21 protein-coding genes are annotated in these 23,907 nt (G+C 41.9%); 15 read left to right on the plus strand and 6 right to left on the minus strand.

The window, feature by feature from the left end; all coding sequences use genetic code 11:
- Positions 1–90 precede the first annotated feature (90 nt).
- The 5 genes from HNR44_RS09800 (at position 91) to HNR44_RS09820 (ending at position 5,479) form a co-directional block, all read left to right on the plus strand.
- Positions 91–846: an SDR family oxidoreductase gene (locus tag HNR44_RS09800; RefSeq protein WP_184404162.1), complete on the plus strand. Its 756-nt coding sequence runs from the start codon at positions 91–93 to the stop codon at positions 844–846.
- Positions 847–1,061: 215 nt separating this feature from the next.
- Positions 1,062–1,559: a LacI family DNA-binding transcriptional regulator gene (locus HNR44_RS09805; protein WP_184403949.1), complete on the plus strand. Its 498-nt coding sequence runs from the start codon at positions 1,062–1,064 to the stop codon at positions 1,557–1,559.
- A gap of 39 nt (positions 1,560–1,598) precedes the next feature.
- Positions 1,599–2,639, plus strand: coding sequence for a Gfo/Idh/MocA family protein (locus HNR44_RS09810; RefSeq protein ID WP_184403950.1), 1,041 nt, complete (start codon positions 1,599–1,601; stop codon positions 2,637–2,639).
- Between the two features lie 139 nt (positions 2,640–2,778).
- Positions 2,779–3,504 carry a ThuA domain-containing protein gene (locus tag HNR44_RS09815; RefSeq protein WP_184403951.1) on the plus strand — a complete coding sequence of 242 codons (726 nt, stop codon included), beginning with the start codon at positions 2,779–2,781 and terminating at the stop codon, positions 3,502–3,504.
- A 289-nt stretch (positions 3,505–3,793) separates the two neighbouring features.
- Complete coding sequence (locus HNR44_RS09820; RefSeq protein ID WP_184403952.1) at positions 3,794–5,479, plus strand: glycoside hydrolase family 13 protein; 1,686 nt, start codon at positions 3,794–3,796, stop codon at positions 5,477–5,479.
- A gap of 59 nt (positions 5,480–5,538) precedes the next feature.
- On the opposite strand, the gene HNR44_RS09825 is transcribed toward HNR44_RS09820, so the two are convergent.
- The gene (locus HNR44_RS09825) at positions 5,539–7,299 is read right to left on the minus strand and encodes an alpha-glycosidase (RefSeq protein WP_184403953.1); all 1,761 of its coding nucleotides are present in this window, start codon (positions 7,297–7,299) and stop codon (positions 5,539–5,541) included.
- Positions 7,300–7,537: 238 nt separating this feature from the next.
- Between HNR44_RS09825 and HNR44_RS09830 the strand changes: the two genes are divergently transcribed.
- The 3 genes from HNR44_RS09830 (at position 7,538) to HNR44_RS09840 (ending at position 11,043) form a co-directional block, all read left to right on the plus strand.
- Positions 7,538–8,827 carry a sugar ABC transporter substrate-binding protein gene (locus tag HNR44_RS09830; RefSeq protein WP_184403954.1) on the plus strand — a complete coding sequence of 430 codons (1,290 nt, stop codon included), beginning with the start codon at positions 7,538–7,540 and terminating at the stop codon, positions 8,825–8,827.
- Positions 8,828–8,902: 75 nt separating this feature from the next.
- Entirely contained in the window at positions 8,903–10,204 is a 1,302-nt protein-coding gene (locus tag HNR44_RS09835) for a carbohydrate ABC transporter permease (RefSeq protein WP_184403955.1), read from the plus strand.
- The gene (locus HNR44_RS09840) at positions 10,201–11,043 is read left to right on the plus strand and encodes a sugar ABC transporter permease (RefSeq protein ID WP_281381396.1); all 843 of its coding nucleotides are present in this window, start codon (positions 10,201–10,203) and stop codon (positions 11,041–11,043) included. The genes HNR44_RS09835 and HNR44_RS09840 overlap by 4 nt, the downstream gene beginning before the upstream one ends.
- 213 nt (positions 11,044–11,256) lie before the next feature.
- On the opposite strand, the gene HNR44_RS09845 is transcribed toward HNR44_RS09840, so the two are convergent.
- The 5 genes from HNR44_RS09845 to HNR44_RS09865 are packed head-to-tail and all read right to left on the minus strand — an operon-like array spanning position 11,257 to position 16,588.
- Positions 11,257–12,678: an FAD-binding oxidoreductase gene (locus HNR44_RS09845; RefSeq protein ID WP_184403956.1), complete on the minus strand. Its 1,422-nt coding sequence runs from the start codon at positions 12,676–12,678 to the stop codon at positions 11,257–11,259.
- The gene (locus HNR44_RS09850) at positions 12,678–13,574 is read right to left on the minus strand and encodes a DUF6282 family protein (RefSeq protein ID WP_184403957.1); all 897 of its coding nucleotides are present in this window, start codon (positions 13,572–13,574) and stop codon (positions 12,678–12,680) included. Before HNR44_RS09850 ends, HNR44_RS09845 begins: the two co-directional genes overlap by 1 nt.
- Positions 13,574–14,494, minus strand: a complete 921-nt coding sequence (locus HNR44_RS09855; RefSeq protein ID WP_184403958.1) for an alpha/beta hydrolase — start codon at positions 14,492–14,494, stop codon at positions 13,574–13,576. The genes HNR44_RS09850 and HNR44_RS09855 overlap by 1 nt, the downstream gene beginning before the upstream one ends.
- Positions 14,495–14,520: 26 nt before the next feature.
- Positions 14,521–15,219 (minus strand): FadR/GntR family transcriptional regulator, encoded by a 699-nt coding sequence (locus HNR44_RS09860; protein ID WP_281381397.1) that lies wholly within the window; start codon positions 15,217–15,219, stop codon positions 14,521–14,523.
- Positions 15,220–15,235: 16 nt separating this feature from the next.
- Complete coding sequence (locus tag HNR44_RS09865) at positions 15,236–16,588, minus strand: sodium/glutamate symporter (RefSeq protein WP_184403960.1); 1,353 nt, start codon at positions 16,586–16,588, stop codon at positions 15,236–15,238.
- Positions 16,589–16,915: 327 nt separating this feature from the next.
- On the opposite strand from HNR44_RS09865, the gene HNR44_RS09870 reads away from it, so the two are divergent.
- The 7 genes from HNR44_RS09870 (at position 16,916) to HNR44_RS09900 (ending at position 23,906) form a co-directional block, all read left to right on the plus strand.
- On the plus strand, positions 16,916–17,101 hold the full coding sequence (locus HNR44_RS09870; RefSeq protein WP_184403961.1) for a hypothetical protein: 186 nt from the start codon (positions 16,916–16,918) through the stop codon (positions 17,099–17,101).
- A gap of 433 nt (positions 17,102–17,534) precedes the next feature.
- Positions 17,535–18,254 carry a FadR/GntR family transcriptional regulator gene (locus HNR44_RS09875; protein ID WP_246407311.1) on the plus strand — a complete coding sequence of 240 codons (720 nt, stop codon included), beginning with the start codon at positions 17,535–17,537 and terminating at the stop codon, positions 18,252–18,254.
- 4 nt (positions 18,255–18,258) lie between these two features.
- A complete protein-coding gene (kdgD, locus tag HNR44_RS09880) occupies positions 18,259–19,182 on the plus strand; it encodes a 5-dehydro-4-deoxyglucarate dehydratase (protein WP_184404165.1) in 924 nt (307 codons plus the stop codon).
- Between the two features lie 44 nt (positions 19,183–19,226).
- Positions 19,227–20,690, plus strand: coding sequence for an alpha-ketoglutaric semialdehyde dehydrogenase GucD (gene gucD, locus HNR44_RS09885; protein ID WP_184403963.1), 1,464 nt, complete (start codon positions 19,227–19,229; stop codon positions 20,688–20,690).
- Positions 20,691–20,855: 165 nt separating this feature from the next.
- Positions 20,856–21,929, plus strand: coding sequence for a type 2 periplasmic-binding domain-containing protein (locus HNR44_RS09890; protein WP_184403964.1), 1,074 nt, complete (start codon positions 20,856–20,858; stop codon positions 21,927–21,929).
- A 57-nt stretch (positions 21,930–21,986) separates the two neighbouring features.
- Positions 21,987–22,388 carry a tripartite tricarboxylate transporter TctB family protein gene (locus HNR44_RS09895; RefSeq protein ID WP_184403965.1) on the plus strand — a complete coding sequence of 134 codons (402 nt, stop codon included), beginning with the start codon at positions 21,987–21,989 and terminating at the stop codon, positions 22,386–22,388.
- Between the two features lie 12 nt (positions 22,389–22,400).
- Positions 22,401–23,906 carry a tripartite tricarboxylate transporter permease gene (locus HNR44_RS09900; protein WP_184403966.1) on the plus strand — a complete coding sequence of 502 codons (1,506 nt, stop codon included), beginning with the start codon at positions 22,401–22,403 and terminating at the stop codon, positions 23,904–23,906.
- The last annotated feature ends 1 nt before the right edge of the window (position 23,907 follow it).

Consider the following 23,907-nt stretch of genomic DNA (forward strand, 5'->3'; position numbering starts at 1 on the left):
TTGCATTTATTTAATTTTGACCTCCTTTGTTTGAAATGTCAATATCATTTATAATTTTAAAAAATAAAGGGTTGAAAGCGAGTGAATGTGATGTTGGCAAATAAAGTAGCAGTGATAACGGGTGCTGGTTCAGGGATTGGCAGAAGTACAGCTTATCTTTTTGCTGAAAATCGGTCGAAAGTAGTACTTATCGATAACAATAAAGAAGAGGTCGATACCCTCCAATCAGAACTTGAAACGGAGGGTATGGCCATTGAAGCAGATGTCAGCTCCTCAATCCAGATGCATTCTGCTTTAAAGGAAGCAGCGAGGACTTTCGGGAAGGTAGATATTGTGTTTGCAAATGCTGGTATAAATGGAGCGGTCGCACCGATTGAAGATTTTGATCCGGATGAATGGGACAAGACGCTTTCTGTTAACATGAAAGGGACTTTTTTGACTGTGAAACACGCAATCCCTTACATGAAACAAGGTGGCGGAAGCATCATCATTACCAGTTCCGTCAATGGAAATCGTGTGTTTTCCAATTTCGGTATGACAGCTTATAGTGCATCCAAAGCTGGGCAGATGGCTTTCGGAAAAATGGCTGCCCTGGAGCTTTCCAATTACAATATTCGGGTAAACGTCATTTGCCCGGGGGCTATTGACACAAATATCGGTGATCGTACTTATCCCGATGAAGAACAGCTCAAGAACATCCGTATTCCTACTGGTAAAAAAGTATCGCCCAATAATACTGGAACACCTGAACAGGTAGCTGAAACCGTTCTATTCTTAGCATCGGATGCCTCAAGCCATGTGAGTGGTACGGAAATGTATATTGATGGATCGCAGACTCTGCTGTAAAAGAAATACCTTGGTTGCGCTATATGGTGGTGAGCTGAAAAAATGAATTCTTGCGCTGGAAACGATAGTCACGTTCGAATCACATCCAGCCATCGTCGTTGCCTTAAACGGAACTACTCAAATATACTGGTTGGTTTATTCTACATTCTTCGTTGACATTCAGAACGTTTCTACTTAGAATATATGAAAACGATTGCATAAGGTGTAAGGAGAATATGCCAACCATTAAAGATGTTGCTAGATTGACGGGATTATCGCGAACGACGATATCTAGGGTGTTAAATGATCACCCTTATGTCAGTGATGAGAAAAGAGAAGCCGTTTTGCAGGCTGTAAAAGAGTTAGGGTATACGCTGAATTCGTCTGCCCGTAGTTTGAGGAATAACCAAACCAAGACGATTGCTATTTTGATTTCCCGGATAACAAATCCTTTTTTTAGCCAACTTAGCGGTGGTGATGAATTGGCGGCAGGGTTTGTAATAGAAGCGAAAACATATAACTGGAAAATCCCGGATAACCTGGCTGTTGTAGGGTTCGATGATCATCCGGTAGCGACAATTATTGATCCTCAGTTGACGACCATTCGGCAACCGATTGGATTCATAGGTGATAGAGCGATGAATACAATGATCGCGATGCTTAAGGGGGAAGTTGAAGTGAAACGAACAATGGAACACTTGCAGATGGAGTTGGTACAAAGGTCATCGACATAAATGAACATGGGATCGATTTCACACAAAGGAGTATCGTTTATGGTTAAGTTGAAAATGGGGTTTATTGGGGTAGGAGGTATTGCTCAAGATCGACATTTACCAACGTTTCAGATATTTGCAGATAGGGTTGAATTTGTCGCTGTTTGCGATACACAGGAAAACGTCATGAAAGCTGTTGCTGAGCGCTTTCAGATCCCACATGCGTTTACGGATTATCAAGAACTCCTTCCATTCGTGGATGCCGTCGTTATTTGTACGCCTAATAAATTTCACAAAGAAATTGCGGTAGATGCATTAGAAGCAGGTGTTCATGTATTGTGTGAAAAGCCGATGGCAATTTCTTATGACGACGGAAAAGAAATGATCGAAGCTGCAAAAGAAAATGGGAAGACGTTAATGGTGGCCCATCATTATCGTTTTATGAAAGATGTCCAAGGGGCAAAAAGGTTACTGCAACAAAAGGAAATTGGTGATCCTTTAGTAATTCGGGTTCAGGCTTTGCGTCGAAGGAAGGTTCCAGGATGGGGGGTTTTTACAAATAAGGAGCTTCAAGGTGGTGGCAGTCTGATTGATTATGGCTCCCATTTGTTAGATATCGCGTTGTGGCTGCTTGATCATCCTAATCCTGTAGAAGTGATAGGAACGGCATATAACCGTGTGTCTACAGGGGCTGAGCAGGTGAATGAGTGGGGATCTTTTGATGCGTCCCGATTTGAGGTAGATGATCATGTCACCGCCTACATACGATTTTCATGGGACATTTCTCTTTTATTCGAGACCTCATGGGCAGCCAATATTTCAGAAGATAAACAGGTGCTTGAGATTTCCGGATCTGAAGGGGGCCTCTCGTTATTTCCACTGCAAATGAATCATGCCCGTAACGGCATGTTAATCAATAGCTATGCCTCGTGGATTGAGGGTGAAGAAGAGGAATCATTGTCCCAAGCGGAGCATTTTATCGATTTATGTACATTCCCAGAGACCAAGCCACTTGTAACATTGGAAAATGCTTTGATGACCAATCAATTGATTGATGCGATTTATAAGAGTAGTGAAACAAAACAGAGCGTCAAATTATAATAGAGTGTGCAAAAAGTCCGGGAAAAATAAGCTTTTGATTTTAAGGGACTTGGATAAAACCAAAAACCACCATATCATACGCTCCGAGTTCTCCAGGCTTACATTTTCTTTGAAACATATTACAGTAAGGATGATTTCTATGAATATTACTATTTGGAATGAGAACTGTCACGAACAACAAAATCCTAAAGCGGCAAATATTTATCCCGAGGGTATTCACGGGCAGTTAGCAGCGGTTTTGATAGAGTCAGGATATACAGATGTGAAAACCGCGACTTTGGATGAACCTGAACATGGATTAAGTAAAGATGTATTAGATTCAACAGACGTTTTGCTATGGTGGGGCCATATCGCTCACGATGAGGTTGATGACGAGGTTGTTGATCGAGTGGCCGAACGAGTACTTAAAGGAATGGGACTGATTGTGCTTCATTCTGGTCACCATTCTAAGATATTCAGAAAATTGATGGGGACAACTTGTAATTTAAAATGGCGGGAAGCCGATGAAAAGGAACGATTGTGGGTCATTGATCCAAGCCATCCGATTTGTTCAGGTATTGGTCAGTACATTGAATTGGAACGTGAAGAAATGTACGGGGAACACTTCGATATTCCAGAGCCTGATCGTCTCCTGTTTGTTAGTTGGTTCGAAGGTGGAGAGGTATTCAGAAGTGGTTGTACCTATCAACGTGGCCGCGGGAAAATTTTTTATTTTCGACCTGGTCACGAAACGTATCCAAGCTACTATCATCCTGATATTCAAAAAGTAATTGAAAATGGGGTGTCTTGGGCCGCGCCAGTGCATACCGCTTGGCAGCAATACGGCAATGTCGAGCCACTAGAAACCATTTTAGAAAAAGAATAAAGGGATGAAGAACACCCGCAATCGCGAGTGTTTGATTCACTGTAATAGGAGGGCTAATATGGAATCGATTCCACACTATAACTTTTTCCGTCGGAGCATTGCTTGTTTTAACCGGATGTGCTGATGCTGCAGCGGATGAGGATACGACCATTACCGGGTTACAACAACTGATGAGTCACCAAGCATTTTATCTATTGTGTCTGTAATTATCCTCTTTCTTTTGTTCCAACGTTATATTGAGGGTGCGTTAACGACAGGTGCTGTAAAGGGTTGATCAGGTCGATCAAAAATGCAGGAGGTTGTTCGATTGTATAAAAGACATTGGTGGAAGGAAGCGGTTGGATACCAAATATACCCGAGAAGTTTTCAGGATTCAAATGGAGATGGAATTGGAGACTTAAAGGGGATTATTCAACGTTTGGATTACGTGAAAGAATTAGGGATCGATGTCATTTGGATCTGCCCGGTATATCAATCCCCAAATGATGATAACGGTTATGATATATCCGATTATGAATCAATTATGGAAGAGTTTGGCACGATGGAAGACTTTGATGAGCTCTTAAATGAGGTTCATCAAAGAGGAATGAAATTAATCATGGACTTGGTATTAAATCATACGAGTGATGAACATCCTTGGTTTATTGAATCACGCTCTTCTCAGAATAACTCCAAAAGAGATTGGTATATTTGGAGAGATGGGAAACAAGGGCAGGAACCCAACAATTGGGAAAGTATTTTTGGAGGATCGGCTTGGCAGTATGATGCCGTGACAGAAGAGTATTATTTACATTTATTTTCACCGAAACAGCCTGATTTAAATTGGGAAAATGAAGAAGTGAGAAATGCATTGTATAAAACAGTCAATGGATGGTTGGAAAAAGGAATCGATGGTTTTCGCATTGATGCCATCAGCCACATTAAAAAGCGACCGCATTTACCTAATATGCCAAACCAAAAAGACAAAGCTTATGTCCCATCTTTTGATATGCACTTGAATCAGGAAGGAATTCATGATTTTCTTGAGGAGTTCAAAGAAGAAACCTATGGGAAGTACGATGTTATGACAGTCGGGGAAGCAAACGGTGTAACGATCGATGAAGCACATTTGTGGGTGGGGGAAGAACAAGGAAAAATGGACATGATTTTTCAATTTGAACATTTGGGTCTATGGGATGCAGAACCAAATCAAGAATTGGATGTTCTTGAATTAAAAAATGTCCTCACCCGCTGGCAAAAGGGCTTAGAAAATAATGGATGGAATGCCTTATTTCTCGAGAACCATGACCAACCACGCGTAGTTTCTACCTGGGGAAATGACGAAGAGTTTTGGCGTGAAAGCGCGACGGCACTTGGAGGTATGTATTTTCTAATGCAAGGAACGCCTTTTATCTATCAAGGGCAAGAAATTGGGATGACGAACGTACAGTACCCCTCAATTGAAGATTATGACGATGTTTCTACCAAAAATCTATATTCTGCTAAACGTGAAGCAGGATTATCCCATGCAAAGGCTATGGAGTACATCTGGGCACCTTCCCGCGACAACAGCAGAACACCCATGCAATGGTCTGAAGAACCGAACGCAGGATTTACCACTGGGACTCCCTGGATGAAAGTGAATCCAAACTACAGTCATATAAATGTTGAAAAACAGCTGCAAGAACAACAGTCCATTCTTGCATTTTATAAAAGCATGATTCAAATAAAGAAAGATTATCCGATCTTTATCTACGGTCTCTATGATCTACTTGATTCCAGTAATAAACAAGTGTATGCATACACAAGGACTTCAGGTTATGAAAAAATGGTTGTTATGGCAAATTTAACGGGAAAACCCGCAACATGTCACACAGAGAATATTATATTATCTTACGATGGCTTACTCTTAAATAATTACAAAATTGAAGAACACTTGAATGCAAAAACGATTGCGTTAGAGCCTTATGAATTTAGGGTTTACCAGGTGAACTAAAAAACAACGGCTTCCTATAAAGGAATGCCGTTGTTTTATTTGGATTCATGAAGAATTATTCATGGGCTCCTAAAGGATTCCTGAATACGTTGTAAGATTAAACTGCTAAAGGCCGGGACGTTTATGTGAAGGGATCCTCCTGAGGCGTCGTATGATTCGTTAGAGAATACTTCATCGTATTTTCCAGGTTCCAATGAAGTTAACACATACGAAGAGACGTCACCGGCATTAATGAAAACGACGAACGTTTCCGAGTCATTTTTTCGTTCATAGGCAATGACGGGATCATTGGATTGTGTCATTAAAAAACGGAAAGATCCATCTCGAAGTGCAGCATGTTCATTCCTTAAATGAATCATCTTTTTATAAAATGAAAGCAAGTCTTGATCTTGTTTTTCCTCATCCCAAATCATCGTTTTTCTGCAATCAGGGTCATCTCCTCCGGTTAACCCCACTTCATCGCCATAAAAGATACATGGGGTTCCTTGATAGGTCAGCTGAAAAGTGGCTGCGGCTTTCATTTTTCGTTTATCTTCTTGGCAAGTCGTTAACAAACGGGCCGTGTCATGGGAATCTAGCAAATTAAAGGCTGCTTCATTAACTGGTTCAGAATATATCGCCTGAATATGATTAATTTCTTGCATAAACGTTGAAGCGTTCGTTTTACGATAGCAGAAAAAGTTGAGGATGGAATCAGTCACCGGATAATTCATCACCGCATCAAACTGATCTCCTTGTAACCAAGGGTGAGCATTATGCCAGATTTCCCCTAATATATATGCGTCCGGTTTGATCGATTTTACGGTGGCACGGAATTCCCTCCAAAATTGATGATCGACTTCATTAGCCACATCGAGTCGCCAGCCGTCAATGCCGACCTCTTCAATCCAGTAACGGGCGACGTCGAGTAAGTAAGCTTTAAGCTCAGGTTGCTCAGTGTTAAGTTTCGGCATTTTATATTCAAAAGCAAACGTACCGTAATTAGGAGAAGGATCTTTTTTAACAGGAAATTCACTTAGATAAAACCAATCCGTATACGCAGAATTTTCTTGATGAGTTAATACATCTTGAAACGGTTGAAAATAATAGCCGGAATGATTGAAAACAGCATCGAGGATCACGCGAATGCCCCTTTCATGACACCGTCTTACGAGCTTCTTTAATGTGTCGTTGTTTCCAAATTGCGGATCTACTTGCATATAATCGATCGTATCGTATTTGTGATTGGTGGTTGCTTGGAACAAAGGTGTAAAATAGATAGCTGTAATTCCCAGTGAATGCAAATAATCAATGTGATTCATCACGCCTTGAATATCTCCACCGAAAAAGTTGTCCTGTTTTGGCTTTGCATCCCAGTGCTCAACATTTTCCGGGTTGAGTGAAGGGTCGCCATTCGCGAACCTCTCAGGGAAAATTTGATAAAATACTGCGTCTTTAACCCATTGGGGCGGTTGATTGACATCAGCGGCATTGAGAAATGGGTAATGAAAACAACCAGTGGCATGTGGAGCAAGTTCGTGTGTAAGTCCCTTTTCTGTATAGTAGATCGAAAAGAAATCTGACATTAAATAAAAGGCATAACTGAGCCGAAGATTTGGCGGCTTAACTTCAACCTGATAATAATCGTACAACTGGTCACTGGCAAATTGATTCATTTCTACCCGCTTGTAGGAACGGTTCCAATCATATTTATCACCGTATACGAGATCAACATGAGTGACGTCTCCTTTCTTGGCACGCAAGCGGATATGTATGGTTTCCCTGTCCCGTGCGTAGGCCATATGGGACTTGGGGAAGTGGCTGATTGATTCTAACTGCATACGATCCCCTCCAATGTAATGCAATCGCTTCCATGAATCGAACTTACCATATTTCTAATGCTGTCTTCTTATTGACATTATTATATTTGTTCTTACTAAATCCTGCAATCAAATTAGAAAAATTTTTAAAAAACACTTTGCAAACGCTTTATTGTATGCTTAAATATATTGAAAGCGATTTCTTAATTTTTTATGCAATCGGTTGCTTAGAATAATTGAATAACGAGGGGGATTTGATATGCTCAAACAGAGACGATTTTTGATGCCTGCTGCAGTGTTTACATTTTCAATGTTACTTGTCGCATGTGCGCCGGATCGTGATGAGGAACAAGTAGATTCTGAAAGTATTGATGGCGAAAACGGGGGAGGAGAGCCAGAACAGCCTGAATCTTTACACATGTGGATCAATGATGACGATGATCAAATTGCTGCAATCGAAACGATTGCGGAAAGATATACGGAAGAAACAGGTATTGAGGTCGAATTAACGACGATGAGTATGTTTGAACAAGGAGAGAATATGGCGTTGGATGGCCCGGCGGGCTCAGGACCAGATATTTACTTCGTGCCCCATGATCATACTGGTAATTTGGCCGTGCAAAACTTGATAGAGCCTATTGAGCTTGATCCGGAAGATGAGGACCGTTTTACAGATGAGAGCTTGCAAGGGATGACATATGAAGGTGAATTATACGGGGTACCCTTTGTTTCTGAAACATATGGCTTGCTCTACAACGAAGAACTCGTGCCAGAAGCTCCTAAAACAATGGAAGAGTTAGAAAAAATTGCTGAAGAGTTGACGGATACAGCCAATGATGAATACGGTTTTCTGGCAGAAACGAGTGAAATGTACTTTTCATATCCATTCATTGCGGGTTACGGAGGCTATATTTTTGGTGAAACAGAAGATGGCTATAATCCCGACGATATTGGGTTGAATAATGAGGGCGCGATTGAAGGTGCAGAGAAAATTAAAAATTGGCATGATAACGACTGGATTCCCTCTACGATTGATCCTGAAATCCAGGATGGGCTCTTTACAGAGGGGAATGTGGGCGTTTCATTGACAGGACCTTGGAACATTCCTAGCTATGCTGCAGGGATTGGTGAAGAGAATTTGAGCTCCGCAGCTTTGCCTGAGCTTTCCAATGGAGAAGTTGCTCCGTCCCTGATTGGCTTTAAATCGTGGGTTATGTCCCCATATTCGGAACATCAATATTGGGCACAAGATTTGATGCTCTTTATGACAGAAGATGAGAACAATATGCATTATTATCGGGAAGCTGGAGAAATGCCTGCTGTGGAAGAACTGCTTGAAGATCCGGAAATCGCAGACGATGAATTGATGCAGGGTTTTGCGGAACAAACATTGAATGGGGAGCCAATGCCTAACATTCCTGAAATAGACCAAGTTTGGGAAGCTTCAGAAGATGCGTTACAGTTTATCTCTGAAGGTGAAGATCCAGAAGAAGTGTTCGATGAAGCTGTAGATCAGATTTATGAAAATATTGAAATGATGGGAAATTAAGAGAAAAACTTGGGCGGGGCATCACCTCCGCTCAAGGGCATTTCTACAAAGTTGGGGGTGAACGGAGTGCTAAACATGCCAGAACCTGAAACAAACCAACCATATACTACTCATAAACCCAGGTTGGCGATGGCATTATCAATTCTCTTTGCCGGGTTAGGCCAGCTTTACAACCGAAGATGGGGGAAAGGCATCCTTTTTATCATTTTAATGGTTTCTTTTATAAGTGTATTGGGGAATTTCGTTGGTGTTGGATTATGGGGGATTTTTACATTAGGGACTTTGGAAGGTGCCGATCACTCGATCATGCTGTTGATCCAAGGGTTGATGTCGTTAGGAATCATAGTGGTATTCGGGATTTTTTATATAGCTAATATTGTAGATGCATATCGAGAAGCAGAGAAAATTCAAGAAGGTTTCCGTATATATACGATCAAAGAGTCATTTCAAAATACATACGATAAAGGTTTCCCGTATTTTTTGTTAGCGATCCCCATGGTGTTGATGGCGTTCATCGTTATTCTGCCGCTTGTGTTCATGGTGTTGCTTGCTTTTACTGATTACAGTTTGTACAATGCCCCACCGGCTAACCTTTTAAACTGGGTAGGGTTTGAGAATTTCGTAGATCTTGTAACGGTAGACATTTGGCAAGAAACACTCTTTAGTGTACTTACTTGGACGATTGTTTGGACTTTTGTGGCCACAACGCTGCAAATCGCTTTAGGTTTATTCCTAGCGGTGATCATTAACGATCCTAGGATTCGTTTTAAACGTTTAATTCGGACAGTTTTCATTTTGCCGTGGGCAGTGCCGGCATTCGTTACCATTCTCATCTTTGCGGCGATGTTTAATGATGGTTTTGGGGCGATCAACCGCGATATTTTGATTCCTTTTCTGGGAGTTGAAATTCCTTGGCAATCGGATCCTTTTTGGACACGTACAGCACTGATTATGATTCAGACGTGGCTTGGTTTTCCCTTTGTCTTCGCCCTTTTTACCGGAGTATTACAAAGTGTCTCGAAAGATTGGTACGAGGCCGCAGACGTTGATGGTGCATCAAGGTTTGCGAAATTTAGAAAGATTACATTGCCGCACGTTTTGTTTGCAACAGCTCCACTTTTGATTATGCAGTATGCGATGAATTTTAATAACTTTAATATTATTTATTTATTCAACGAGGGAGGGCCTCCGGTCCGAGGTCAAAATGCAGGCGGGTCTGATATTTTGATTTCTTGGGTGTACAGCCTCACCTTTGAAACGCAAAATTATAATATGGCTGCTGCGATCTCGTTGATCATCGGGTTGATTATTTGCACCGTCGCTTTTTGGCAATTTCGCCAATCGAGATCCTATAAAGAGGAGGGGAAAGTATTTTGAATAAACATTGGAAAAGTCGAATTGAAGTTTCCACCATCTATCTCATCGTGCTCATTATGTTCGTGATTATATTCTATCCCCTCCTTTGGACGTTTGGCATGTCATTAAATCCCGGGGCCAGTTTATTCGGGGCTTCAATGATTCCGGAAGATTGGAGTTTCACACACTATGAATGGTTGTTTTTTGATCCCAACAGCGATTATTTAACTTGGTATAAAAACAGCCTTATGGTCGCGACAGCCAATTCCTTTTTCTCTGTTCTTGCAGCTGCCTTAGTAGCCTATGCTTTCTCACGCTACAAGTTTGTAGGTAGGAAGAATGGACTTTACATTCTGCTTATCTTTCAAATGTTCCCTGTTCTTATGGGGATGGTAGCTCTATTTACGCTCTTGAATTTCGTTGATATGCTCGATTCCCTCGTGGGGCTGACATTGATTTACATTGGTGGAAGTATTCCGATTCAGGTGTGGCTTGTAAAAGGGTACTTCGATACGATATCAAAAGATATGGATGATGCAGCAAGGATCGATGGTGCCGGGCATTTTCGGGTGTTTTTTACAATTATGCTTCCTTTAGCAAAACCAATTTTGGCCGTTGTTGCCCTATTTGAATTTATGGCTCCCTTCATGGATTTCTTATTACCGCGGATTGTTTTAAGGAGTGCAGACAATTTCACATTAGCGCTTGGACTTTTTAACATGGTAAGCGGTCAATTTGATAATTACTTTACCCGCTTTGCAGCGGGAGCAATCTTAATTGCAATCCCGATTGCGCTGGTTTACTTGTTCTTACAGCGTTATTTAATCTCAGGATTAGCGCAAGGTGGAACGAAAGGATAAGGGGGAAGCATGTATAACTGACAGGCAGCATCTTTTGCTGCCTGTTTATAGTAGGGTTACAGAAAAGTAGTAAGGGTATTCATTAAATGATATGTTTATCTATATCGATAATGAATACAATCGCACACGGATACCTTTATGTAAATGCACCCTGAACTATACAATCATAAGAGCTCAGGGTGTGTAATGTTGCTGTTTTATAGGTCTTCTCATTTATTTCTCAATTTGACGACTTAATATCAGTCTTTGCCCTTTGTCGGGAAATACTTTTCCGGGATTCATAATGTTGTTTGGATCCCAACTTTTCTTTAAACGTTTCATCATAGATACGGCTAAAGATCCCAATTCGTCTTCAATAAATGGAGATTTCATTGTACCAATGCCATGCTCTCCGGAAAGAGTCCCACCCAGTTCGATAGCGGTACGGAATATTTCCTCAATAGCCCGTTCTACCATTTCACGTTCTTCTTTATCCGTATCATCACATAAGATGTTAGGATGCAGATTGCCATCCCCGGCATGACCGAAAACGACAAGAGTTAAATTGTATTTTTCCCGGATATCTGCTAATCGTGCCATCATAGCTGGGATTTGACTCCTCGGAACTGTGGCATCTTCGGATGCTTTAGAGGGTTTCATTTTTGTAATCGCTGGTGATACCATTCTCCGGGCTTCCCATATTCTTGAGGCTTCTTCCTTTGTCTCAGGTATGGAGATCGTTGTTGCTCCCAGTTCTCTCATAATTTGACTTACATCATTGGCTTCTTCTCTAACAGCTTTCGGGTGTCCATCCAATTCGATGATAATAATTGCTTCTTTATCAGTTGGAAGTAGTCCATTAGGCTCGTAATCTTCTACAGCTTGAGCACAAGCCTGATCAATAAATTCCATTTTGCCTGGGAGAATACCAGACGTCAGCGTTTTTGAGATCGCTTGGCCTGCCGTTTCCATGGCATTGAAAGCTGCCATTACGGTTTGGGTGGAGAGTGGTTTTGGAATAAGTTTTAAAGTAGCCCTTGTGATAACGCCAAGAATTCCCTCAGAGCCCACAATAAGATTTGTTACATTTAATCCTGTGACGTTCTTAATCGTACGTCCACCTGTCTGCATTACTTCACCTTCAGGGGTTACAACTTCTAAACCTAATACATAATCTTTTGTGACCCCATACTTTAATCCACGTGGACCACCTGCATTTTCAGCTAAGTTACCGCCGATTGTAGAAATGCCAGAGCTGCTTGGGTCTGGTGGGTACATTAATCCATATTTTTCTACTTCCGCATGAATCGTTGAGGTCATTGTCCCTGGAGATACACGAGCGACTAAATCGTCTGGAAAGACTTCTATTGAAGCAGGCCACTGGCTCATATCGAGCAAAATCCCTCCATGAACGGGTAGATCTCCTCCACTTAATCCTGTTCCCTGCCCTCTCGGAGTTACCGGCACTTTGTATTTATTGGCGATTTTTAATACTTGTGACACTGCTTCTGTATTCGTTACAAACACTATTGTTTGCGGAAGGTATTCTCCCGGGTAAGAGTTGTATCTATAAATATGCCGATCGTCTACATCCGTTTGTACATATGGCTCTCCGATTTTTTCTACCAACTCTTCCATCCACTTTGCTGACAACATTACAATGGTCCTTTCTTTTTCTTTATAAGTGACTGGGGATTACGAACAACCATTTGGCGAACATCTGCTTCAGTTATTCCTTTCTGTAAAAGTTCTCCAATAAATTCTCCTAACGCCTCAACCACCGGAATATTATGGGCTTGCCCATAATCGGTGACTAACGCACAGTGTTTTGCCCCAATAGCTTGAATCGAGCTAGCCATATCCGTAATCGATATATCTTGAAAATCATAGCCACATGCGAGGTAACATTTTTCAATCAAACAGCCCCTCCCGGCTAGTTGCTTTTGTTGCTCGAAGGAGAGAGGAGCGATACCTAGATCTGCATGCTGGATTAAGATTCGATTTATTCCTTGATATCTAGCTTCTTCAACAAGAACCATTACCTCTTCAGCCTCAAGATGACCAGTAGCTAAAACGGCATCCTTGCTTGCAATCAGAGCTAATACTCTTTTGACTTCATCTTTTACAACCCCGTTTTTGGTTACAGTTAACCCAGCGTAAGAATCATCCAGAGTTTCTTCGCTATTAAAAATATTTGCTTTACTATGGTGAGCAAAGTAACGTTGGTGCTGTGCTGCAGAAAGAGTAGGCATCCAAATGATTTTTGCTCCCATTCGTAACGCCATATCTACGGCATGTGTTGAAACGCCTCCTGTAAATAAATTACAAACTAGCCCACCAGCAATGGTCAGTTGTGGATATTGCTCCTGGAGGAGAGAAGCTCGATCATAGGTTGCGCCTTCATGGGCTTTTAACACAATTCCGCTCATGTTCGCTTGATATACATCTTCTAATAATTCCCAGTCTGTTTGTTTTCTTGGAAAAATACTTGGGGATGAGTGGGCATGTAGTTCCATTGCTCCTTCTAGTAGAGGGTGCCATGTTTGTTCCATTATAGATTTTCCTTTCGAATCGGAGATCGACTTCCTTCAAAAGCATCACCAAAAAATTCACATAAATGGTTGCAAAGCCTTTCAAATTCTGGGTGGTCACTGTACATGAAATCATTGTGTTTTCCATTGATCGTGTAAAGGGTCTTTGGGGAATCGGCCACTTTATATAATGAAAGAGCTTCTTCATAAGGATGCAATAAATTTCCTTCCCCATGTCCGATAAATAATGGCGTTGGTGCAATTTCTTGTACAATTTTTTCTACATCCAAATCTATAATCGATTCTGTTAACTGTAATGTTGTTTGACGCCCAAATCCGTAAACTGATGTGAGTTCTTTTTCTACATAGTCTTTGGTGTCCGGGTCTAATGGGTAGTGGATAAAGGGATCCGCTAGTTGTGATTCCCCTTGTACAACTCGGCGTATACGGTCGGCCTTGACGGACTCAAGAATTTGTATCCATTCTTTATAGGGGTGGATAGACTTTAGCCAACGCTCTCCGTTATAGAAGCCGTTTACAGCAGCCACTGCAGAAACGTTTTCATTTTTCTCGGTTGTAAGAATAACATTTGCTGCTCCCATCCCCCATCCGATTAATCCAATTCTCTCATGGTCGACTTCCTCTTGAAATTGCAAAAAAGTAATCGCATTGTGAACATCTTCTACCTGCTGATCAATGACAATTTTCCCGTGTTCTCCTTCACTGTCTGCAAATCCGCGATAATCAAACCCCAGACAAATATATCCAGCTTCGGTCATTTTTTTAGCAAACATCTTAGGATAAAACTCATTAAATCCTTGATAACCGGAATTAGGGATGATCGCCGGCCTAGGTTGTTTACGGGAAATGTCACTCGGATAATAAAGGGTTCCCATTAATTTGAATCCTTCGCTATAAAAATGAACCTGTTTTTCGATCATTTATTTGTCTCTCCCTTAGAAGTTTTTTAATCAGGTAAATCCTGAACAAGCTTCATTTTCGCGTTCCCCAAATGGTTAATCATAGCCCTCTGAGCACTCTCTGGATCTTGCCTTTCAATAGCTTGGTAAATCTCTTCATGCTCCTGAAAAACTTGATCTTTTTTTTCTTCCCACCCAAAGTTTTTCGATAAAGAATATTTTACCGCTTTGTCATATAAAGTAGAGAGCCCTTTCATGGTCTGAATTAAAACAGGATTATGGGAAGCTTTGACAATGACTTTATGAAAATGAATATCTTCTTGATGACCAATTTTTTCTTCAAGTTGTGAATCTCGAATAAGCAGAAGTGCTTTATGCATGGTATCGGCATCTGTTTGAGTTCTGCGTTTAGCAGCAAAGTAGGCTGCTCCAGCTTCAGTGATCATTCGGGTTTCCAGTAAATGTACAACCTCTTGAGGATGTATAAATTCAAAACTAGTCTCTTCCATTAAATTAGAAACAGAAATGGATTGAATAACGCTCCCGCCGCCTTGTTTTGAGGTAATCAATCCACTTGCCTCTAGTATGCTAAGAGCTTCACGTATAGGGGTTCTGCTTACCCCAAATAATTCAGTGAAATAGTTTTCTGATGGGAGTTTATCTCCTGGCTTAAACTCATGATCTTTGATCATTTTCTTTATATGGTCAAACACTTGTATTGAGACTTTCTTCCTCTCTATCTTCATAACACTTCTCCTCAGCCTAAGATGCTTTACGTCGTTTTGTTACTTGGGCCTCGTTAACGAGCCAGCCTGCCTTGGCCGCAATGATTAGTAACATTACTGCAACACCTAATAGCACCAGGACATAAATGAAGCCGAGCCCGGTCATTAATAATAGTGGTCCGAAGGTGATAATGAGTACTTCAATCGGAACCATAGCTATATAGCCTAAAGCATAATCATCTAGGGTAGTAGCCTCATTTTTTGGATCCACTACTTTCAATAGAGCAATCCCCATTGCAACGGTACCTGTACTCCATCCCCACCCAAAGATTCCGTTTTCAAACCAATGTTGGTGAAAAACCCGTGGAGAGATAAAATGAAAAATTGCATAGGCCCATAGAACACCAAAAATAAAAAGAGCGATGAGAGGACCAATATAACTGGCTACAACAGCTAAGTTGATAGAAGCTATCCCAAAAGCTACAGTTAAATCAGTAGCTGTACCACTAATGCGATTGATGGTAGTCTTATCGACATATCTATTTGCTTTGGATTTTCTTAAAAATATTTGAATGAATAGCCCGACAATAAATGCAAGAGAAAGCAATGGGACGCTTACCTGAGGGAAAAGATTCTGTAAAGTGTCCTGGAGATAATAACTAATGACTACGACAACGCCAATGAGCGCTAAATGAAAGAAAAGAGGATCCACAGTATTTGGAGAAACGGTACCACTTCCTGTTGATTCTCGATCCTCAGTTTTTACCAGGCCGGTTCTTAGATCATCGGGAAGATCTTTGAAGTCAGAAATAAAATTTGTTTGATTTTTCCTTGCATACCGTTTGACGATGAACAGTCCGCCCACAATTGCGCAAAGTAAACCAATTGTAGCAGAAGTATAGCCCAGGGCTGTGGCTTGCTCCCAACCCATATTTCCCAATGCTTCTCCAATTGCAGCAGCTGTTCCATGCCCTCCTAGAAAACCGGCTCCTAGGATAAGGCCAAATCCGGAAGGAATGTCCCAAATTTGCATCAATACCAACAGGGTGATCATCGCTCCGCCACCCCACATTAGGAGAGTTAAAAGCATGGAGTATACCCACATGTTTCGTACGCGTTGAAATGTTTTTTTCCAATTAACTTGTGCAGCTCCGATGGGGATAGCTCCAAAGATCACTGCGATCAATATGGTAGGATAATCAGCAATCGCTTCCGAGAAGGGTAGCCACCCAAAACCATTGGGACCAAGAGCCAATCCAATGAAACCAGCGATCATACTTGCTGGAATAAAAAACTTTTGAATGAATCTGAATCTGGCTCGAAGAAAAACACCAATGAGTAATAAAGCAGAAATCAATCCTAGATCAATGGTTAAGTCGAATATAGACAATCAAAAGCCCCCTATATGTAAGCGATATCAAAATTTGTTATACAAGTATACAACATGACAACATTTATTTGTAAACCCCTTTTTTGAATTTTCATTTTAAAAGTTTACCCTGTAAATAAGGTTATATTTATTAAAGTATGGAGTAATTAAATACACCTCTGTATAACTCAATCGATCACGTATACCCCGGAGAAGCTCCATGCACTTAACTTTTGCTGTTCATAGAAAAAGTTTCGATTCGTACGCATCGTCGTCTTTCCTTTCTATTTGCAAATACACGTGCACGTTTTATAATGAAGCGAGTAGAGCATTTGGAAGGGGAACGGTATGGCGGATAAAAATAAAAGGTTTTCGTGGGTCGATATTGTTGTTTTTGTGCTATTCGTCTTTCTCTTAATTACTATGGATTTCAATAATATGACCGCGATGAATTGGTTTTCGATTATCATTTTTGGGATCTATGTCCTGCTGTTCTTATTGAAGTTTTTTTTAGATCGAAAAGCAGAGGAGTAATACGTGAAACGAGTAAAAGGAACTTGATTCTTTTTGCTCGTTTCTTTCTTGTTTGGTGAGTATCTATCTCATAAAGATTCTTTGTATAGGGAACTTTAAGCTTAATCTTTTGCTATATGAGGAGTTTTATGATGAGGGTTATAAAATAGTTGGTATTCTAGTTACTGTTATTATTATTGCAGCTGGCGCATGAATTGCTATCCTAAGCAGTTTATGCGTTTTTTATTGGTGAGTATAACGTTCCATTCGCGAGTGCGATCAAAGGTGTCAGCCACCTGTTAAATAACACTTGGAGAATTGTATATTTGTCTTACAAAAAAATAATATGGCAAAAATCATTGACCTCCTTTAATGAGTATCTTATAATTCATTTGTCAGACAAAAAAGAATTTACAATGAAATGGGAAGGAGGGTGAACGCCGTGGGAGGGAAGATGGAATCTGTGAAGATGAAATCGGTGAAGCGTAATACGTTGGCGAATCAGGCGATTGATCAAATTATTGATCTTTTGATGAGTGAACAACTGAAAGCTGGGGATAAGCTTCCATCAGAGATGGAGCTAATGGATATTCTACGTATCAGCAGGCCGGTGCTAAGGGAAGCATTAGGTTCGTTGGAAACGCTCGGGGTCATTCACCGGAAGACGAAGGAAGGCACTTTCTTTTCCGAGAAGGTTGGTAGTGAGCCATTTCGTCTGATGTTGGCACTGTCAGTTGGTAACATTGATACCATTATTGAGACGAGGCTTAGTAATGAATTAGGACTCGTTGGTCTGGCTGCGGAGAGAATTTCGGAGATGGAATTGAAGAAATTAAAGGAGAACATCGACCAAATGGAAGCAGTTGATGGGGATTATCTGGATATAGACCGGGAATTTCACCGAATTATCGCTTTCAGTGCGAGCAACTCCATTACCGAAGGAATGATCGATCCCATTTTAAATATGTACGATAAGACAATGGAAAATATCCCGCTGAAGAAACGGAATAAAGAGAAAACCGTCCAGCAGCATAAAGCTATCTATCATGCGCTGGAAAAGAGGGATCCGATTGAGGCTTATGCTAGCATGTACCGGCATCTGGACCACGCAAGAAATAGGGTGATCCGTCCTTTGGAAAAGGAAGAACTCAATATGAACAAGGGGGTTCGTTAGAATGATGAACAGATATGCCCCGACAGGGATTTCAGGCTTCCCTGTTACACCGTTAAATGAAAACGGTACCATTGATGAAAAGGCGTTGATCGCCAATATCGAATTTCTGCTTGCAGAGGGGTTGGAATCTATTTTTATCGCCTGCGGGGCAGGGGAGTTCCATAATCTGAGCACAGAAGAATTTGAGTCCATGGTCAAGTTAGCCAAATCGGTGGTTCACGAAAAAGTGCCGCTCTATACTGGTGTCGGAGGCAACATCACCGAGGCTGTTAAAAAGGCGCAAGTCTCAGAGAAACACGGTGCCGACGGGTATTTGATCCTTCCGCCATATCTGATTGATGGGGAGCAGGAGGGAATCTATGAATATTATAAAGCGGTCATCACTAGCACCGATTTGAATTCCATATTATACCAGCGGGCAAACGCAGTATTGAAAGCGGACACATTGGAAAGGCTGCTGAATTTCCCGCAAGTTGTCGGGGTAAAAGATGGCATAGGTAACATGGAATTAAATGTGGAACTTACACAGCGTTTCGGCAGTCGGGTTGGCTGGTTGAACGGGATGCCACTGGCGGAAGTAACCATGCCGGCTTATGCGCCGCTTGGCTTCAACTGCTACTCGTCCGCGATTTCCAATTATATTCCACATATATCCAGAAAATTCTATCAAGCTCTTCAGGATGGTGATCAGCAAACCGTCAATGAAATTTATGACACAGTCATCTTGCCGATCAATAGGATCCGGAATAAACGGAAAGGGTATGCAGTCGCGCTAATCAAAGCTGGTATGGAGATTGTTGGTCTTCCGGTAACAAACACGGTTCGTCCGCCGGTCACGCCGGTTGAGCAGGATCATTATGAAGAATTGAAAAAGGTCCTGAAAAAAGCATTGGATAAATATCCACCAAATTGGAAAGTGACTATTTAATAAGCGCAGAAAATCTATGAATCTTAATTTGGAGGGAAGTCATCATGGCAGTTCAAACACAAACAGAGAATAATTTTCTGAATTACGTAAACGGAGAGTGGGTCGGATCAGATACGAATGAAACTATCATCAATAAAAATCCTGCCAACACTGAGGATGTAGTTGGACAGGTTCAGAAGTCTTCGCGTGATGACCTTAATAAAGCGGTGTCTGCAGCCAATACCGCTAGAAACAGTTGGAGGAACCTCGCCGGTGCCCAAAGAGGCCAGTATCTCTTTAAAGCAGCTGATATCCTTGAAAGTCGGCTGGAGGAAATTGCCGAATGTATGACAAGAGAAATGGGGAAGACTTTCCCGGAAGCAAAAGGTGAAACGGCTCGGGGCGTAGCTATCTTGCGTTATTATGCAGGAGAAGGCATGCGAAAAGTGGGGGATGTGATCCCGTCCTCGGACAGTGAAGCACTCATGTTTACTACAAGGGCACCGCTCGGGGTTGTCGGCGTAATTACGCCATGGAATTTCCCGGTGGCTATTCCAGTCTGGAAAACCGCTCCGGCTCTGATCTATGGAAATACCGTTGTCCTAAAACCGGCAACGGAAGCAGCAGTCACTTGTGCAAAAGTATTTGAATGCTTCGAAGAAGCGGGATTACCTGCAGGTGTTGTCAATATGGTCACTGGTCCAGGGTCAATTATCGGCCAGGGGTTGGCAGAACATCCGGAGGTGAACGGTATTACCTTTACTGGATCTAACATCGTTGGAAAAAGCATCGGACAGACAGCACTTGAGCGTGGTGCTAAATATCAGTTGGAGATGGGCGGTAAGAACCCGGTCATTGTCGCGGATGATGCCGATCTTGATCTGGCTGTGGAAGCGACTATTAGCGGCGGACTCCGTTCCACCGGACAGAAATGCACAGCCACCAGTCGGGTGATCGTCCATAGCGAAGTGTATGAGAAGTTCAAAGATAAACTGGTTTCCAAGGTAAAGGAAATTAGTATCGGTGACGGAATGAAAGACGGTATCTGGATGGGGCCGAGCGTCAGCGAATCTCAACTGAATACCGTGCTGTCCTATATTGAAAAAGGCAAAGAAGAGGGTACTCTTCTCTGCGGCGGAGAAAGGCTTTGCGGTGGGGAATATGACAAAGGCTATTTTGTCGCACCGACAGTATTTGATGACATTACGACTGATGCAGTCATCGCCCAGGAAGAGATATTCGGTCCGGTACTTGCACTCATGAAAGTGGAGGACATGGAAGAAGCGATTGATTTGGCCAATGACGTGGAATACGGGCTCAGCGCATCCATATTCACGACCAATATCCAGAAGATGCTTTCTTTCATTAATGATATGGATGCTGGTCTGGTGAGAATCAATTCGGAAAGTGCTGGGGTGGAACTGCAGGCGCCATTTGGTGGAATGAAACAATCCAGTTCCCATTCGCGCGAACAGGGCGAAGCGGCTAAGGAATTTTTCACTGCAATCAAGACCGTATTTGTGAAGTGATGCGGGGGATTCCCCCTGCCAACTTCCAGTAAATGTTATAAAAACTTATGAAAGCGGTTAATTGTGGTCTAGAGTCTTCTATACTTTCATTATTTATATTCGCCTTTATTCATATAAAAATTAAAATTCTATAATATAGTCAATTTTAAAAAAGAGGTGTTTTTCATGAAGAAGTTCATGTTTATCATGCTGGTTGCTTTTCTGAGTGCGGTGTTGGTAGCTTGCGAATCAGGCTCGGGTGAGACTACAGGGGATGAGACAGAAGCAATAGGTCAGGAAGAAGAGGCGGCAGTGGATGTGGACCGGGTGCGGATGTTGATCGGTTCTACTGCGACAGGAGGCGACACTTACCAGATTGCTGATGCCTTATCCAGGCATGCAGAAGATGTTATGGAAACCAACATGCAGGTGGATGCAGTCGGTTCGCTCCGGGCATTTGATGAGTTAGGGAAGGCAGAGGATGATGGAAGTACAATCATGTTTTTTCATGACATGTCCTATCTTGGTGTGGAGTACGGCAGTTTTGGAGAAGAAGCAGAACTGGAAAACTGGACCATCGGGCCGATAGTCGCGACGAATCCGGGTAATGCCTTCCTGACCAATGCAGATGCCCCATATGACACTATGGTCGAGTCTGCCGAGTGGCTGTCGGAGAACCCAGATGAAACCATTACTGTCGCTGTGGAGTCCGGTGGGGTATCGCAAATTGGATTTGACGGTTTCTACCTGTGGGTGGAAGAGGAATTTGGAACGGACGTATCGGATCGAATCCATGCTTACGTCACCGGTTCTCAAGAGGATAAAAATCAGGCACTATGGGACGGTAATGCTGATATTATTCACGGCTCCATCGGTGCCAATGAACAGTACACTCAAGATGAGGTAGAAGACAGAATCAAGATGAAATTCTTAGGTATCACTGCTGGGGAAAGAATGGAAGAAATTGAAATCCCAACATTTGCTGAACAAGGGGTTACCGTTAATGGTGATGAATTCATCTTTGATAAAGAATTCTTTCTGCTAATGCCGGAAGATATTGACGAAAGTTATGTACAGGCCGTCGATAATGCTGTTGAACAGGTGGTAGAAGATCCCTCATACGAAGAGGATTTAGTTACCAATAGGTATACTGTCAATCACATGTCCGCTGCAGAAGCAGAGGAGTATCTGCTGGATAAAAGGGATAACTTCCGGTATATCATCGAGAACGCTCCAAACCTGGATGATATCGCAAGGTAAACGTTAATAGGGGATCTAGTCGGAAGATTCCTAATTCTAAGAAGGAAGGTGAGGGGGATGTCGGAAGTCTTTACAATCGATTTTTCATACAGCACGAGTCATCTCATTTTCCCAAGAATCATTATAGGCTTGCTTATTTTGCTTGGTGCGATCCTGCTGATTACCAATTTCCTCAAGCGGTTGAGGGATCAATCAAAAGTATTTAAATTCAAATTATTTACAGATAATTATGATAAAGCAAAGTTTTACGGAAGTATCGTTCTATTAATTACCTATGCGGTGTCGTTGGAACAGATTGGATTTTTCCTATCTAGCGTCATTTTTGTGACCCTACTCACCCTTTTGTATATCGGGAATTTGAAAAGAAAATCTATTCTTATTTCACTGGTGAATTCTATGTCCATTACTTTCGTTTTTTGGTATGTATTTGGTCAGCTATTTGATATCACTTTACCGTAAAGGAGGGACATTATGCAGTTTTTTGAAATACTCACTCCGATGACTATCCTCCTTTGTTCTTTAGGTGTATTTATCGGTATCGTCATGGGAGCCATCCCAGGGATGACCGCGACGATGGCTATTGCTATCTTCCTACCTATTACGTATGCCCTGGACATGATTGAATCCATCGGTCTATTAATTGGACTATATGTTGGCGGGATCAGTGGTGGATTAGTCCCGGCCGTCCTAATTAATATCCCCGGAACCCCTTCATCTCTCACGACCACCTTTGATGGATATCCGATGACACAAAAAGGGGAAGGGGAAAAGGCGCTTAAGGTGGGGGTCACTGCTTCAGTGTTCGGTGGGTTCTTCAGTCTTGCCGTCCTGTATTTCTTTGCGCCAATGCTTTCGACGTTTGCGATTGACTTCTCCTCCGTAGAAATGTTTCTAATTATCCTATTTGCAATGACGATCATTGCCTCCATTTCTAAAGGAAGTCTGCTTGGTGGCATTTTTAGTGGCCTTTTAGGAATACTTATTAGTCTGATTGGTACGTTCACGATTAATAATGAAACAAGGTTGATTCCTCCAGGGTTTGAAAGTGAATTGATATACGGCTTTACCCTTCTTCCGGTTCTGATTGGTTTGTTCGCTGTGGGGCAGTTGCTGGAGGAAGCGGAGAAAGGAATGAAAGCCTCTGCTCACCAAAAAATTAAACTGCAGAAGGGGGATACAAAGAGCAAATTCAGTTTTAGGCTGTTCAAGAATCAAAAAGTAAATGTCGTCCGTTCCTCACTTCTTGGTACTTTTATAGGTATGCTTCCTGGTGTCGGTGGGAGTGCAGCTTCGATTACGGCTTATTCTCAGGCTAAGAATTTCTCTAAAAATCCAAAGGAATTGGGAAAAGGCTCACCTGAGGGAGTGGTCGCGAGTGAATCCGCAAATAACGGATTGATTGGTGGGGCATTAGTTCCAATGCTATCTTTGGGAATTCCTGGTGACAGTACGACGGCGATCTTGATCGCAGCTTTCCTCTTGCAGGGCATACAGGTTGGGCCACTGTTCATCTCGAGCAATCCGGATTTATGGAGTGGAATGGTATTCGCGCTGATTGTGGCCAATATTGCTATGTTTTTCATGATGTTTTTAACTGTTAAATATTTCGCCAAAATCGTCTTTATACCGAAATATTTAATCTTTCCAATTATTATTGTCGCATGTGTCATCGGTTCCTATGCTATCAACAATGGCATAATGTTCGATGTATGGACCCTCCTGTTATTTGGATTTTTAGGTTATATTTTCCCGAAGCTTGGAATACAGATCCCATCCTTTCTGATTGGTTTCATCCTGGGAGCAGAAGCGGAAAAGAATTTCATTGATACACTTCAAGGGAGCGGTGGTGATTTGAGCGTCTTTTTCACCAACGGTCCGGTTGCAATTGTGCTCTGGATCTTAATTCTAGGCTCTATCATTTTTTCGGTGGCCGACTACCGAAAAGGCAAAAAAGAGGAAGCGACATACGCGTCATAAA

Source organism: Geomicrobium halophilum (genome assembly GCF_014207655.1).
Lineage (GTDB): Bacteria > Bacillota > Bacilli > Bacillales > Marinococcaceae > Geomicrobium > Geomicrobium halophilum.